The sequence below is a fragment of the Rhodococcus aetherivorans genome, from assembly GCF_011058165.1.
Classification (GTDB): domain Bacteria; phylum Actinomycetota; class Actinomycetes; order Mycobacteriales; family Mycobacteriaceae; genus Rhodococcus; species Rhodococcus aetherivorans.
The window spans coordinates 1-14418 of sequence record NZ_JAALEG010000043.1 but is presented as its reverse complement, the minus strand read 5'-3'; the positions used below and the strand labels follow the sequence as shown (position 1 = coordinate 14418).

Genomic DNA, 14418 nt, shown 5'->3' with positions numbered 1-14418 from the left:
GATGGGGACCACGGTAGAACGATTCACTGTCAACAGTCAACGGTCGAAGATTGACGGTTGACAGGGGCTGGTGGCGGCGGTCACACTCGGTGCACACTGTTGACAGTCGACATCCACTGCCCGATCCCCACCGGTCCTCCCGGTTCGAAGAGGAGATGTTCATGAGCACCGATGCTCTCCGGATGCGTGGTCCCGTCCACGGCACGAAAGACGCGAAACGCGTCGCGATCGGCTCCTCGGTAGGGGCGGTCATCGAGACCTACGACTTCATCGGCTTCGGCACCGCCGCTGCCCTGTACTTCGGTACCGCCTTCTTTCCCAGCGGCGATCCGGTCATCGGTACCCTCGCCGCCTTCGCCACCCTCGGTGTCGGATTCGCGGCCAGGCCCCTCGGCGGCATCCTCGGCGGACACCTCGGGGACAGGATCGGGCGCAAGCCCGTCCTGGTCGCCTCCCTCATCGTCATGGGCCTGGCCACGTTCGCGATCGGCCTGCTACCGACCTACACCCAGGTCGGACTCGTCGCCCCGGCCCTGCTGGTGACGGTGCGGATCGTCCAGGGTCTGGCCTTCGGCGCCGAGTGGGGCGGGGCGATCCTGATGAGCTACGAACACGCCCCCTGGAAGGCCAAGGGCCGCTACACCGGCATCGTCCAGGCCGGCTTCCCGGTCGGACTGCTGCTGGCGAATCTCGTCTTTCTCTTCAGCGTGCACCTCGACGGTGACTGGGCGTGGCGCGTACCGTTCCTCGCCAGCATCGTCCTGGTTGCCGTGGGCCTGATCATCCGGTCCAAGGTGCCCGAGTCGCCGGTCTTCGAAGACGTCAAGGACAGCGGCGAGATCGCCGCGTCCCCGGTGCTCGAGTCGATCAGGAAGGACTGGCGCGACATCCTGCGCGGCATCGGGCTGCGGGTCGCCGAAACCGCCGGATACGCCGTCTCGATCACCTACATGATCTCCTACCTGCACACCAACGACCTGGCCGGAAAATCCGAAACGCTCCTGGCGCTGTGCGTCGCCTCCGCGATCGGCATCGTCGCCACCTTCGCCTGGGCCGCCCTGACGGACCGCATCGGGCGGCGCCCGGTGTACCTGGGCGTGTGCGCCTTCGCCGCCCTGTTCGGCGTGCCGATGTTCCTGCTGGTCAACACCGGCCTGTTCGTCCTGATCGTCGCCACGATCGTCATCGCCTACGCGGTGTGCCAGAACGCCCTCGCCGGCGCCCAGGGTGCCTGGTTCCCCGAATTGTTCCAGGCGGCGCGGCGCGCGTCGGGCGCCTCCCTGGCCTACCAGATCTCGGCCATGGTCTCCGGCTTCACCCCGTTCGTCACCACCCTGCTCTACGTCTCTCTCGGCTGGGTCGGCCCGGCCCTGCTGTTCAGTGCCTTCGGGCTGATCGGCTTGATCACCGCCCTGCTCACCCGGGAGACCTGGGGTGCGGCCGAACGTCGCCTCGCCGACGAGGCCACCCGCTCAGAAGAACACGCCTCCGGCCCCGGCGGCGCAACGCTGCGCCACCGGTCCGGGACGGCATCGAGCACCAAGGAAAAGGAACTGCTGTGACCACCACTGCGCACGCCGGCGCCGTCCATCGCGACCGCCGCCTCGCCGCCGTCGACGAGTTCGCCTACCGTCTCAGGCACAATGTGCTCGACATGGGCCAGGAACAGGGCCAGGGCTACGTCGGACAGGCCCTCGGCGCGGCCGACATCCTGGCCACCGTCTACGCGGAGCACCTCCGGTTCCGTGCCGACGACCCGGACTGGGCCGGCCGCGACCGGTTCCTGCTCTCGACCGGCCACTACGCCATCGGCCTGTACGCAGCGCTCGCCGAGGCCGGGATCGTTCCCCGCGACGAACTGCTGACGTACGGCTCGGACGATTCCCGCCTCCCGATGTCGGGTATGTCGACCTACACCCCCGGCATGGAGATCTCCGGAGGCTCGCTCGGGCACGGTCTCCCCATCGCCGTGGGAATGGCCCTGGGTCTGCGCCACCAGGACTCGCAGGCACGGGTGTTCAACTTCCTGTCCGACGGTGAGCTCGACGAAGGTTCGACCTGGGAAGCGGCGATGAGCGCGCACCACCACCAGCTCGGCAACCTGATCGCGATGGTCGACATCAACGCCCTGCAGGCCGACGGCCCGACCGCCGGGGTACTGAGCACCGAACCCGTGCACGACAAGTGGACCGCCTGCGGCTGGCGCACCTACCGCGTCGACGGCAACGACACCGGCGCCCTGCTCGGCGCCTTCGACGAGGCCGCGGCCGGTGCCGCCGTGCGCGGCGCGCCGGCGGTCGTCCTGTGCGACACGCGAGTCGGCAAGGGCGTGCCGTTGCTGGAGACCAGGGAGAAGGCCCACTTCATGCGCATCGACGAGCACGAATGGCAGATCTGCCGCGACCAGTTGACCGCCGGATACGACCTCGAGGATGCTCGATGACCACCACCGCCCCCAAGCTCAAGACGTCGGCGATGATCGCCTCCTTCGTCGACCCCGGCCAGAAGACGACCGCCGCGCCGTTCGGCCACGCACTGGTCGCGGCGGCACGGGAGAACGACAAGATCGTCGGACTGTCCGCGGATCTGGCCAAGTACACCGACATGCACATCTTCGCCGAGGCGTTCCCGGACCGCTTCTTCCAGATGGGCATGGCCGAGCAGCTGCTGCTCGGCGCCGCCGCCGGCATGGCCGAAACCGGACTGGTGCCGTTCGCCTCGACCTACTCGGTGTTCGCCGCCCGTCGCGCCTACGACTTCCTGTGCCTGGACATCGCCGAACCGAACCTCAACGTCAACATCGTCGGCGGCCTGCCCGGCCTGACCACCGGCTACGGCCCGAGCCACCAGGCCACCGAGGACATCGCCATCTTCCGGGGCATGCCCAACCTGACGATCGTCGACCCGTGCGACTCGGTCGACATCGAGCAGGCGGTACCACAACTGGCCGCCTGCGAGGGGCCGACCTATCTGCGATTGCTGCGCGGCAAGGTCGCCACCGTCCTCGACGAGTACGACTACACCTTCGAGCTCGGCAAGGCCAAGGTGCTGCGCGACGGCAACGACGTGGTCTTCGTCGCCAGCGGCCTGATGACCATGCGGGCACTGCAGGCGGCGCAGGAGCTGTCCCGGCACAACGTCGATGTCGCCGTGGTCCACACCCCGACGATCAAACCGTTCGACGCCGCCACCGTGCTCGCCGAGATCGACACGGACCGCCTCGTGGTCACCCTCGAGAATCACACGGTCGTCGGAGGGCTGTTCGAAACGGTGGCCGCTGCCGCCGCCGGGGCGGGCCTGGGCCGGAAGATCACCCCGATCGCGCTGCCCGACCGCTTCCTCGACGCCGGTGCCCTGCCGACGCTGCACGATCGTTACGGCCTGAGCACCGACCGCATCGTCGCCCGCGTCCTGGACGAGCTGAGCTGAGCTGACGCAGTGTGGACGGGCCCGCGCCGCCGCCGGCGCGGGCCCGTATCATTGTCGACAGACTGCTGTCGACAGTCGCCCGCTGACACCGCCTGGAGGCATCAATGGCCGCACAACCTGCCGCGCTGCTCGGACTGGAGAAGACCAGTTTGCGCCAGCAGGCCGTCGCGGCTCTGCGCAGCGCGATCACCAGCGGCGCCCTCGCCCCCAGCAGCCCGCTCGTCGAAACCGAGCTGTCCGAGATGCTCCAGATCAGCCGCGGCACCTTGCGCGAGGCCATGCGCCAGCTCCAGCAGGAAGGCCTGATCTCCGCCGGCGCCCGGGGCCGGCTCTACGTGCGCCACCTCGACGCCAAGGAGATCCGTGACATCTTCGCCGTCCGCGCGGCCCTCGAAGCCCTCGCGGTCCGGGAGCTCGCCGAGCTTCCCGACCGCTCCACCGTGGTCCCGACCCTGCGCGCGGCGCTCGACATCATGGCGCGTGCCGAGCACGATCTCGATGCGCGCATCGAGGCGGATCTGAACTTCCACCGCATCCTCTGCCGTCTGACCGGCAACGAGACACTGATGCACTCGTGGCAGTCCCTCGAAGGGTCGATCCGCATGTCCATCATGTTCGCCGGCCTGGAAAAGGCTGTCGGCAACATGGACGTCGGACGGCACAGCGCCATCGTCGACGCCATCGAAACCGGCGACTCCGACGAAGCGGCCGCCGCCGTGCGTTCCCATATGAAATGGGCTGCAGCCAACCTCGTTTCGTAGCCGGTTTCCTTCCGGTACCGCCGGTCCGGCCGTCGTGGCGCTTCTCCGCGCCCGTTCGGGCGGCGGAGTGGTCCCCGCGCTTCGACAGGCCGCCGACGCATCCCCGCGACGAGGGGCGCGCCGGCGACCTGTCCTGTGCGCGCGGGTGATGAATATGGGCATATGTCTTGACATATACCGGGGCGATGTGTGAGGGTCGTCACTACGGATTAGCACGTGCTAAACCGCTCGGATTACATCTGCAGACTCTTCCCTCCATCCCGGGGTGCCGCTCCACCCCGCAGGAACGACAGGAATCGACGATGATTCGCACCCCCCGCGCCGCGACGGGTCCTTCTCGCTGGGCTTGAGGATGACGGTGTTGCCGGTGGCGAGGGGGAAGAACCACATCGGGACCATGGCCGGAAAGTTGAACGGGGCGATGATCGCGACGGGGCCGAGAGGCTGGCGGATCGAGAACACGTCGACCTTGGTGGAGGCGTTCTCGGTGAAGCCGCCCTTGAGCAGATGCGGGATACCGCAGGCGAACTCGACGACCTCCTGGCCGCGGGTGACCTCGCCGAGGGCGTCGTCGAGCACCTTGCCGTGCTCGGCGGTGATGAGCGCGGCGAGCTCGCCCTTGCGTTCGTTGAGCAGCTCCCGGAAGCGGAACAGGATCTGGGTGCGCTTGGCGAGGGAGGTGTCACGCCACGTGGGGAACGCAGCCGCCGCGGCGTCGATCACCGCGCGAGCGTCCTCGAGATCGGCGAGGGCGACCTGCGCGGTGACCTCCCCGGTCGCCGGGTTGGTCACCAGGGCGGTGCCGGTGCCGGTTCCGGGGTAGGGCTTGTTGTTGATCCAATGGGAAACGGTCTGGGTGGCAACAGCTTCGGTCATCGAGAATCCTGGTTCCTGTACTTGGCGACGTAGTCGCTCATGGTCTTCAGCTGGTAGCGGGAGACATCGTGGGCGTTCTCGTTCTCCGCGAACACGCTCGACGCCATCACGGTGTCGTCGCGGTCGTAGAAGCCGATCTCGGCGAGGCCCCCGAAGAACTCGTCCCAGTCGACGTCGCCGTCGCCGATCTGCAGGTGCTGCTGGACACGGACCGCGTTGCCGGGGGGATTGGTGATGTAGCGAAGGCCGTGCGAGGCGTGATGGTCCATCGTGTCCGCGACGTGCACCAGGCGGAGCATGTCGCCGGCGGTCCGCATGATCTCCAGCATGTTGCCGCCCATGTGATAGGTGTGGCAGGCGACGTACACCAGTCCGAAGTTCTTCGAATTGATACCGCGGATCATCCGGATGGCGGCCAGTCCGTCCTCCACGAAGTCGTCCGGGTGCGGGTCGATCCGGACGTCGATGCCCTCGCGTTCGATGATCGGGACGAGTTCCTCCATCGACCGGTAGAACGCCCGCTCGGACTCCTCGGCCTTCTCCGGCCGGCCTGAGAATTCGGTGTTCATCACGTTCACACCCAGGTCGACCGTGATCTGGATGGCGCGCTTCCAGTACCGCACCGCGGCTTCACGCGCATCCTCGTCCGGACCGGACCAGCGCAGCACGGGGAGCACGGAGGCGATGCCGACGCCCGCGTCGGCGCACGCCTTGCGGAACTTGGCCACCAGCGCGTCGTCCGCCTTCGGGTGGTTGAAGAACGGGATCATGTCCACGTGCGGGGTCAGTTGCAGGTAGTCGTAGCCGAGTTCGGCGACGATCCCGGGCAGTTCGAGCAGCGAGTGGGAGTGGTGGAACGGGGTGGGATCCAGGGCGATCTTCACGGCGGTCACGCTCCCGGGACGGACGCGCGGTCCACCATGTCCACGGCGACCCGCTCACCGGTCTCGAGCGAACGGACGCCGGCCTCGCACACCGCCGCGGCGGCGTAGCCGTCCCAGGCGCCGGGACCGTCGACGTAGCTGCCGGTCTCGGCGCCCGACCGTACCGCGTGCACCCAGCGCTGGATCTCGGCGTCGTAGGCGGCACCGAAACGCACCCGGAAGTCCGGCGTGATGGTGCCGCCCCAGACGCCGGGGCGGGTCTTGCGGACCAGTCCCACGTCCAGGCCGATCATCGCGGAGCCGAGCTCGCCGACGACCTCGGTGCGCACCTCGTACGCCAGGCCGGTGGTGACGAACGCCTCGACGTCGACGTGGCGGCCGGTCTCGGTGGTGAAGATGGCGATCTGGGGATCCTGCAGATCGGAGCCGGAGAGCGTGTTGGCCGTCGGCCTGATGATCTGCACGGAGGTGATCTCCTCGGCGAACAGGAACCGGGTGACGTCGACCTCGTGCACGATCGAATCCTTGACGATCATCGCGCTGTCGAAGTACGACGGGACCCCAGGGTTGCGGTGCGCGCAGTGCATCACGAGCGGCTGCCCCAGCTCGCCCGCGACGAGGGCGGCCTTGAGCTGTTCGTACTCCGCGTCGAACCGGCGCATGAACCCGACCTGGATCAGCTTCCTGCCGAGCTGGGCCTCGCGCTTGACGATCTCGAGGGACGTCGCGGCGTCGGTGGTCAGGGGCTTCTCGCACATGACGGGCTTGCCGGCGTCGAGGCAGGCGAGCAGCTGCTTCTCGTGCGTGGGTCCCGGGGTGGCGAGCACGACGGCATCCACGTCGTCGGCGGCGATCGCGTCGAGCGGATCGGCGACGACGCGGGCGCCGGGCACGGTGGCGGCGACCTGCTCGGCCTTCTCGGTGAGGTAGTCGTTGACCACGGTGACGCGCGCGCCGCTGATGCGGTCGGTGATGCGGGCGACGTGGTCGGCGCCCATCATGCCGACGCCGAGCACGGCGATGCGGAGATCGGTGCTGTCGGACATTCTCGGTGGCTCCTGACGTACTCAGACGAAGCGGACGGCTGGAATCCCGCAGGACCCCAGATACGTTCGGGTGCGCTGTGCGATCGGCAGCGGGGCGTCGGCCGGGCAGGGGTACATGTCCTGCTCGACGATGGCGAACACGTCGATCCCGAGCTGCTCGACCGCCTCGAGCAGCGGCGGCATGTCCGGGATGCCGCGTGGCGGTTCGGTCATCGCGCCGAGGCGCACGGCTTCGCCGAACGGCAGGTCCTCGGCCTCGACCTTGGCGCGGACCTCGGGATCGACCTGCTTGAGGTGCAGGTAGCCGATCCGGTCGGGGTGCTTGGCGATGATCGCCAGGTTGTCGCCGCCGCAGTAGCTGATGTGGCCGGTGTCGAGGCACAGGTTGACGAACTCGGGATCGGTGCCGTCGAGGAACCGGTAGACGTTCTCTTCCGTGTCGACGTGGCTGTCGGCGTGCGGGTGGTACTGGGCACGCACGCCGTACTTCTCGAACATGGCCTTGCCGAGCTCGTTCATCCCGCCGGCCTTCTTGCGCCACTGCTCCGGCGTCAGGTTGCGGTCCTCGAGCACCTCGCCGGTCGCGGGATGCCGCCACATCTCCGGGATCACCACGACGTGGGTGCCGCCCACCGCGGCGGTGAGCTTGGCGACGTCCTCGATCTGGGACCACACCGCGCCCCAGGAGTCGTCCTGGTGGAGGTGCTCGAACACCGTGCCGGCAGAGAGCTTCAGGTCGCGGGCCGCGAGCTCGTCGGTGAGCTGCTGCGGGTCGGTGGGCAGGTAGCCGTAGGGGCCCAGTTCGATCCACCGGTAGCCGGCCGCCGCCACCTCGTCGAGGAAACGGGTGTGGGGCGTCTGCTGCGGGTCGTCCGGGAACCAGACGCCCCAGGAGTCGGGAGCGGAGCCGACGCGGATGGTGCTCATGTGGTGGGTGTCCTTCTCTTGGTGGGGGTCAGTTGTCGGTGGAGGACGATTCGGGCGCGGGTTCGGACGGGCGCAGGTAGGGACGCTGGACCCTCTTCCACGCCTCGTACACCTCGCGGGCCTGCTGTGTGGACTCGAGCGTCGAGGTCTCCGATACGGGTACGTCCCACCAGGATTCGCTGTCGGGTGCGCCGATGAGCGGGTCCGTCTCCACGTGGACGACGGTGGCGCGGTCGGACGCCTTCGCGGCCTCGAGGGCGTCGGCGAACTCCGCGGCGGTCGTCGCCCGCAGGACGTCCACGCCGAGGCTGGCGGCGTTGGCCGCCAGATCCACCGGCAGCACGCCGCCGTCCAGCCGGCCCCGGTCGCTGCGATAGCGGTACGAGGTGCCGAAGCGCTGCGAGCCGAGCGATTCCGACAGCGAGCCGATGGAGGCGAATCCGTGGTTCTGCACCAGCACCACGATCACCTTCACGCCCTCCTGCACGGCGGTGACGAGTTCGGTGGCCATCATCAGGTAGGAGCCGTCCCCGACCATCACGAAGACGTCCCGGTCGGGGCATGCCATCGCCACGCCGAGCCCGCCGGCGACCTCGTATCCCATGCACGAGTAGCCGTATTCCACGTGGTAGCCCTTGGGATCCCGGGTGCGCCACAGCTTGTGCAGGTCGCCGGGCATCGACCCGGCGGCGCACACCACGACGTCCCGCGGTTCCGAGATGGCGTTGACGAGCCCGATGACCTCGTTCTGGGTGAGGGCTTCGGCACCCGTCGCGACGTTCGTGCCGTGCACGCCGGGGGAGTAGACGGCGTCGACGGTCGCCTCCCAGTCGGCGGCGAGCTGCGCGACGAGGGCGCGGTAGCCGTCGGAGACGGCGTAGCCCGCCAGCGCCTCGTCGAGTGCCTCGATCGTCTCGCGGGCGTCGGCGACCACGCCGACGGCGCCCTGCTTGACCGCATCGAACGACGCCACGTTGATGTTGACGAACCGCACGTCGGGGTCGGTGAACGCGGTGCGGGACGCGGAGGTGAAATCGCTGTAGCGGGTGCCGATCCCGATCACCAGGTCGGCCTCGGCGGCCAGGGCGTTGGCGGCGGTGGTGCCGGTCGAGCCGATCGCTCCCACCGACTGCGGGTGGTCGTAGGGCAGCGAGCCCTTTCCGGCCTGGCTCTGCCCGACCGGAATCCCGGTGCGCTCGCAGAACCGCGCCAGCGCGTCCGTCGCGCGGCTGTAGACGACGCCGCCACCGGCGACGATCAACGGCCGGCGCGCCGACCGGATCGCCTCGGCCGCACGGGCCAGCGCTGCGCGCTCGGGCAGCGGGCGGCCCACGTGCCAGGTCCGTTCGGCGAACAGGGACACCGGCCAGTCGAACGCCTCCGCCTGCACGTCCTGCGGGATCGCGACGGTGGCGGTGCCGGTCTCGACCGGGTCGGTGAGGACCCGCATCGCGCCGAGCAGGGCCGCGGGCAGCTGCTCCGGCCGCCAGACCCGGTCGAAGAAGCGCGACACCGGACGGAAGCAGTCGTTGACGGTGACGTCCCCGGAATCGGGACGTTCGAGTTCCTGCAGGACCGGAGCGCTGGCACGGGTGGCGAACGTGTCCGCCGGCAGGAGCAGCACGGGCAGGCGGTTGATCGTCGCGAGGGCGGCACCGGTGACCATGTTGGTCGAGCCCGGTCCGACGGATGCGGTCACGGCCCAGGCCTGGAGGCGGTCCTTCATGCGGGCGTAGGCGACGGCGCTGTGCACCATGGCCTGTTCGTTGCGGCCGAGCACGTACGGCAGGGAGGGCTCGCGCCCGGCGTCGAGGTCCTCGGTCTCGGCCTGCAGCAGAGCCTGGCCGAGGCCGGCGACGTTGCCGTGTCCGAAGATGCCGAAGCAGCCGGCGAAGAACGGGGTGCGCTCGCCGTCGCGTTCGACGTGCTGGGCGGCGAGGAACCGCACGGTCGCCTGCGCCACGGTCAGGCGCACGGTGTGCTCGGTGTCCGGCGTGCGGATTCCGGTGACCGCGCCGTCGCGGTCGGAGTTGATGGGCGCCACTGGTCTACTCTCCTGAGCTCTGGGGCGGGCGGCCGGTGTGGAGCGGCAGTCGGGGATCGATCTCCTGGTGTTCCCAGCTGGTGCGGAGCCAGGTGTGGGCGGGGTCGTCGCAGATGCGCCAGGCCCGTTCGGGGCCGGGTCCGGCCATCACGTTGAGGTAGTACATGTGGTAGCCGGGGGCCGCGATGGACGGGCCGTGGTAGCCGTGCGGGACGAGCACGACGTCGCCGCTGCGGACCTCCTCGAGCACCTCGATCGGCCGCTCGGGCGTGCCGTAGACCCGGTGGAAACCGAATCCTGGTGTGCCCGTCTCGCCTTCGTCGATCTCGAAGTAGTAGATCTCCTCGAGCTCGGACTCGGCGTCGGTGTTCTCGTCGTGCTTGTGGGCGGGGTAGGACGACCAGTTGCCGCCCGGGGTGATGACCTCGCACGCGATGATCGAGTCGGCGTCGAAGACATCCGCGGTGCCGAAGTTGTGCACCTGACGGCTGCAGTTGCCCGCGCCGCGCAGTTCGACGGGGACGTCGGCGGCCGGGACGTACCGGAACGGCATCCGGCGGGTGGCGCGGGCACCGCAGAGCGCGAAGCGGCCACCGGCCGCGCTCGCGACCCGGAAGGAGCTGTCGACGCCGACGTAGGCGAAGTCGGTGGGGCCGTCGAAGACGCTCCGGCGGCCGGCGAGCGTCACCGTCTCGTCGGCGCAGCGCACCTCGGCGGAGCCGGACAGCGGCACGACGAGGATCTCGTCGTCGCCGGACCGGTGCTCGACGTGCTCGCCGGGGCCGAGTTCGACGACCCACAGGCTGGATTCGGACCACCCGGCGGTCCCGGGGGTGACGGCCACGGTGAACGGGGCCTCGCCGGTGGAGCGGGCGGGCAGGTAGTACTTGCTGTTCACGGCGCTCACCGCACCAGCGAGACGGCGGTCGCGACGGCGCCGGCGACGTCGTCGTCGTGCGGGTACAGCAGGGTGCGCCCGACGACGAGGCCGCGCACGGACGGCAGGCCCAGCGCCTTCTCCCAGGCGGCGAAGGCGGCGTCGGGATCGCTGGGGTCCCCGCCGAGCAGCAGGGTCGGCAGCGTGGTGGCGTCCATGACCCGCTCCATCTCGTCGACCACGGGCAGTTTCATCCAGGTGTAGGCTGAGGTGGATCCGATGCCCTGCAGGATGTGGATCGACTTGATGACCGCGTCGGGCGACAGGTCGTTGCGGACCTTGCCGTCGACGCGCCGGGAGAGGAACGGCTCGAGCATAGCGATCAGGCCGTGGTCGGCGAGTTCGTCGACGGCCCGGGCACACTCGGTCATCATCGACAGGGTGCCGGGATCGTCGAGCGCCACCCGGCAGAGCATCTTCGCGCCGTTCATGCGGTACCGGGCGGTCGACGCGGCGGTCGCGCCGGTCATCCGGTCGTCGAATTCGAAGGTGGCGCCGGCGAGCCCGCCGCGGTTCATCGAGGAGAAGACCACCTTGTCCTCGAGCGCGCCGAGCAGCACGAGGTCGTCGAGGATGTCGGAGGTGGCGAGCACGCCGTCGACGCCCGGGTCCGCCAGCGCGGTGCGGAGCCGGTCGAGCAGGTCGGTGCGGCTGTTCATGGCGGTGGGCCGGTCGCCGACGGCCAGGGCGCCGCGGGCGGGGTGGTCGGCGGCGACGATCATCAGGCGCCCGTCGCCGCGCGTCGCGGGCCGGGTGGCCCGCGCGGCCCAGGCCCGTTCGATGGCGCCCGGATCCTCGGCGCGCAGCTCGGTGATCTCGCCGTAGGTCCGCTGGGGCGGGGTCGACGGCAGGGTGGAATTCTCAGACATTGACGGCCTCCGTGGCGGTCGCGTCGGCGAGGTGGGCGACCTCGTCCGCGGTGGGCATGGCGGTGGAGCATTCGAGGCGGGAGGCCACGATGGCGCCTGCGGCGTTGGCGTAGCGCAGGGTCTTCTCGAGCGGCCACCCGGCGAGCAGTCCGTTGATCAGCGAGCCGCCGAACGCGTCGCCCGCACCGAGGCCGTTGACGACGTCCACGGGGTTGGGCGCGACGGTCACCGACTGCGAGCGGGTCTTGCCGAGCACGCCTTTCGGGCCCTGCTTGACGATCGCGAGCTCGACGCCGAGGTCGAGCAGGGCGTCGGCCGCGCGGTGCGCATTGGTCTCGCCGACGGCGATCTCGCACTCCTCACGATTGCCGACGGCGACGGTGACGTGCTGCAGTGCCCGCTGGACCTGCTCGGTGGCGGCCGCCGGGGAATCCCAGAACATCGGCCGGTAGTCCAGGTCGAGGACCGTGTGCCGGATTCGGCCGCGCGCCTCCCAGGCGGCGAAATGTGCACTGCGGCTGGGTTCTTCGGACAGTCCGGTCACCGTCGCCCAGAACAGCCGCGCGGTGCGGACGGCCTCGAGGTCGAGGTGTTCGGGCTGGATCTGCAGATCGGGAGCCGACGGACGGCGGTAGAAGTAGAGCGGGAAGTCGTCGGGCGGGAAGATCTCACAGAAGGTGACCGGGGTGGGGTAGCGGCCGTCGGTGATCAGGTGCCGGGTCCGGACGCCGAGCCGCTCGAGTTCGGCGCGGACGAACCGGCCGAACGGGTCGGCGCCGATCCCGGAAATCAGGGCGCTGCTGCGCCCGAGCCGGGCCGCGGCAACGGCCACGTTCGCGGCGCTGCCGCCGAGAAACTTGCCGAAGGTCGACACGTCCTCCAGTCCGACGCCGGTCTGGAGCGGGTAGATGTCGACGCCGCTGCGTCCGATGGCGAGCACGTCCAGCGGGCGCTCGGTCTGCGTCTGCGTGGTGGTCAAGGCTGCACTCCCGAAAGATGATGGTGGCAGTCCGCGGGGATCGCGGCGTCCACAGAAACTGTGCGCCATGTCACCGGCGCGTGTCAATGCTTTGTCCTGACATATTGACTTGCAATCAAGCGTATGTCCGTGTTCACATACACTTCAGCTGAATCCGCGGTCCGCCGGGCCGCCTCGCTGGAGATCGGAGTGGTCCGTGAGTGCACAGCTCGCAGTCGAGCTCGACCGTTCGAGCCCGGTACCGCTGTACTTCCAGCTTGCCCAGGCCATCGAAAAGGCCATCCTTGGTGGGGATCTCGCCCCCGGCGACCGGTTCGAGAACGAGCTCGCGCTGGCGCAGCGGCTCAATCTGTCCCGCCCGACCACCCGGCGCGCCATCCAGGAACTCGTCGACAAGGGTCTGCTGGTACGCAAGCGCGGGGTCGGCACGCAGGTCGTCCAGAGTCCCGTCCACCGTCCCGTGGAGCTGACCAGCCTGTTCGACGACCTCGCCCGCGCGGGGCAGACCCCCACCACGAAGCTCCTCGACTATCGGGTGGGCCCTCCGGCCGAGGAGGTCGCGCTCGAACTCAATCTCGGGCCGGACGCGGAGGTGGTGTCGATCCGCCGGCTGCGGTGTACCAACGGGGAACCGCTGGCGATCATGAACAACCACCTACCGGTCGCGATCGCGCCGGATGCGGACGAACTCGAGGATCACGGCCTCTATCAGTCGCTTCGTGCGCGCGGCGTGCACATCCGGCTGGCCCGCCAGCGCATCGGAGCGCGAGCGGCCACCCGCGAGGAGGCCGGCCTGCTCGACGAGAAGACGGGCGCGCCCCTGCTCACCATGAACCGCACCGCGTACGACGACTCGGGAACCGCCGTGGAGTTCGGTAGTCACTGCTACCGCGCGTCGCGCTACCACTTCGACACCACCGTCGTCGACCGCTGAGAACCCGCGGGCGCCTCTCGTGATGTCGTCGCGGCCGTCGTGGTGAACGCGGCAATCTCGGCGCATCTCCTCACGCTCGCGGCGTCGGCATCGGAGTCGCGGTCGCCGCGCTGACCGTCACCGTGTGCGGGGCAGCGGGGGCTGTGCGGCACCTGCCCGCCGGCGCGGAGTACTCGCTCGCCTCCGTCGTCCTGGCTCTGCTACGGGCACCGACGGTGTTCGAGAGTGCGCGGATGTCCCGCGCGCTCGGTGCCGCGGTGACCGGTTCGGCTCCCGAGCGGGTTCACCGATGACGTTCGGAACCGTTGCCGAACAGTATCTTTCGATTCCTATTCGGGCCTGGAGGCATGCGCACACCGAGGTCGAATCCGACAGCGACAGCGACGGGATCGCCCTCATCCTCGCCAACCCGGACGCGCTGGCCGCCGCCTTATCTCGGAGCGAGGGGACATTCGCACTTCAAGCTCTGTCCCGCATACCCGGTCGACCGCGTCGCGCGCCGGCCGGCGCGCGACAGGGTCCCCGGACACGCGTTCGGGCGGAGGCGATCGTGTCGCCTCCGCCCGAACGTGACGGTCCTCGACGGATCCTCGAGGTCGCGGGTCCTACGCCTTGGGGACGCGGACGATGAGGGCGTCGCCCTGGCCGCCGCCGCCGCACAGGGCCGCGGCCCCGACACCGCCGCCGCGGCGGGCCAGTTCGAGCGCCAGGTGCAGCACGATCCGGGCCCCG

Annotated in this window: 12 protein-coding genes and 2 pseudogenes; 5 read left to right on the top strand and 9 right to left on the bottom strand. The window is 69.5% G+C overall.

The window, feature by feature from the left end; all coding sequences use genetic code 11:
- Positions 1-161 precede the first annotated feature (161 nt).
- From G6039_RS17380 to G6039_RS17365, 4 genes are all read left to right on the top strand, one after another.
- A complete protein-coding gene (locus G6039_RS17380) occupies positions 162-1562 on the top strand; it encodes an MFS transporter (RefSeq protein WP_029541079.1) in 1401 nt (466 codons plus the stop codon).
- On the top strand, positions 1559-2443 hold the full coding sequence (locus G6039_RS17375; RefSeq protein ID WP_006937900.1) for a transketolase: 885 nt from the start codon (positions 1559-1561) through the stop codon (positions 2441-2443). Before G6039_RS17380 ends, G6039_RS17375 begins: the two co-directional genes overlap by 4 nt.
- The gene (locus tag G6039_RS17370) at positions 2440-3429 is read left to right on the top strand and encodes a transketolase family protein (RefSeq protein ID WP_006937901.1); all 990 of its coding nucleotides are present in this window, start codon (positions 2440-2442) and stop codon (positions 3427-3429) included. Before G6039_RS17375 ends, G6039_RS17370 begins: the two co-directional genes overlap by 4 nt.
- Before the next feature lie 104 nt (positions 3430-3533).
- Positions 3534-4190 (top strand): GntR family transcriptional regulator, encoded by a 657-nt coding sequence (locus G6039_RS17365; protein WP_029541081.1) that lies wholly within the window; start codon positions 3534-3536, stop codon positions 4188-4190.
- Positions 4191-4514: 324 nt separating this feature from the next.
- Here the strand turns inward: G6039_RS17365 and G6039_RS17360 are convergent.
- The 8 genes and pseudogenes from G6039_RS17360 to iolC all read right to left on the bottom strand — a co-directional run.
- A pseudogene (locus tag G6039_RS17360) lies at positions 4515-5066 on the bottom strand (aldehyde dehydrogenase family protein); the annotation flags it as partial.
- A complete protein-coding gene (locus tag G6039_RS17355) occupies positions 5063-5950 on the bottom strand; it encodes a sugar phosphate isomerase/epimerase family protein (RefSeq protein WP_029541088.1) in 888 nt (295 codons plus the stop codon). The gene G6039_RS17355 and the pseudogene G6039_RS17360, both read right to left, overlap by 4 nt.
- Positions 5951-5955: 5 nt before the next feature.
- A complete protein-coding gene (locus G6039_RS17350; protein ID WP_029541092.1) occupies positions 5956-6996 on the bottom strand; it encodes a Gfo/Idh/MocA family protein in 1041 nt (346 codons plus the stop codon).
- A 21-nt stretch (positions 6997-7017) separates the two neighbouring features.
- Complete coding sequence (locus G6039_RS17345) at positions 7018-7923, bottom strand: sugar phosphate isomerase/epimerase family protein (RefSeq protein ID WP_029541097.1); 906 nt, start codon at positions 7921-7923, stop codon at positions 7018-7020.
- A gap of 28 nt (positions 7924-7951) precedes the next feature.
- Positions 7952-9967, bottom strand: a complete 2016-nt coding sequence (iolD, locus tag G6039_RS17340; protein ID WP_029541101.1) for a 3D-(3,5/4)-trihydroxycyclohexane-1,2-dione acylhydrolase (decyclizing) — start codon at positions 9965-9967, stop codon at positions 7952-7954.
- 4 nt (positions 9968-9971) lie between these two features.
- Positions 9972-10865, bottom strand: a complete 894-nt coding sequence (gene iolB / locus G6039_RS17335; protein WP_029541104.1) for a 5-deoxy-glucuronate isomerase — start codon at positions 10863-10865, stop codon at positions 9972-9974.
- Positions 10866-10870: 5 nt separating this feature from the next.
- Positions 10871-11773, bottom strand: coding sequence for a Cgl0159 family (beta/alpha)8-fold protein (locus G6039_RS17330; protein ID WP_006937913.1), 903 nt, complete (start codon positions 11771-11773; stop codon positions 10871-10873).
- A complete protein-coding gene (iolC, locus tag G6039_RS17325) occupies positions 11766-12752 on the bottom strand; it encodes a 5-dehydro-2-deoxygluconokinase (protein WP_029541107.1) in 987 nt (328 codons plus the stop codon). The genes G6039_RS17330 and iolC overlap by 8 nt, the downstream gene beginning before the upstream one ends.
- 196 nt (positions 12753-12948) lie before the next feature.
- Here iolC and G6039_RS17320 point away from each other — a divergent pair, with 196 nt between their 5' ends.
- Positions 12949-13686 carry a GntR family transcriptional regulator gene (locus tag G6039_RS17320; protein WP_006937917.1) on the top strand — a complete coding sequence of 246 codons (738 nt, stop codon included), beginning with the start codon at positions 12949-12951 and terminating at the stop codon, positions 13684-13686.
- Positions 13687-14291: 605 nt separating this feature from the next.
- Here G6039_RS17320 and G6039_RS17315 read toward each other — a convergent pair.
- Positions 14292-14418, bottom strand: a pseudogene (locus G6039_RS17315) (acetyl-CoA C-acyltransferase); the annotation flags it as partial.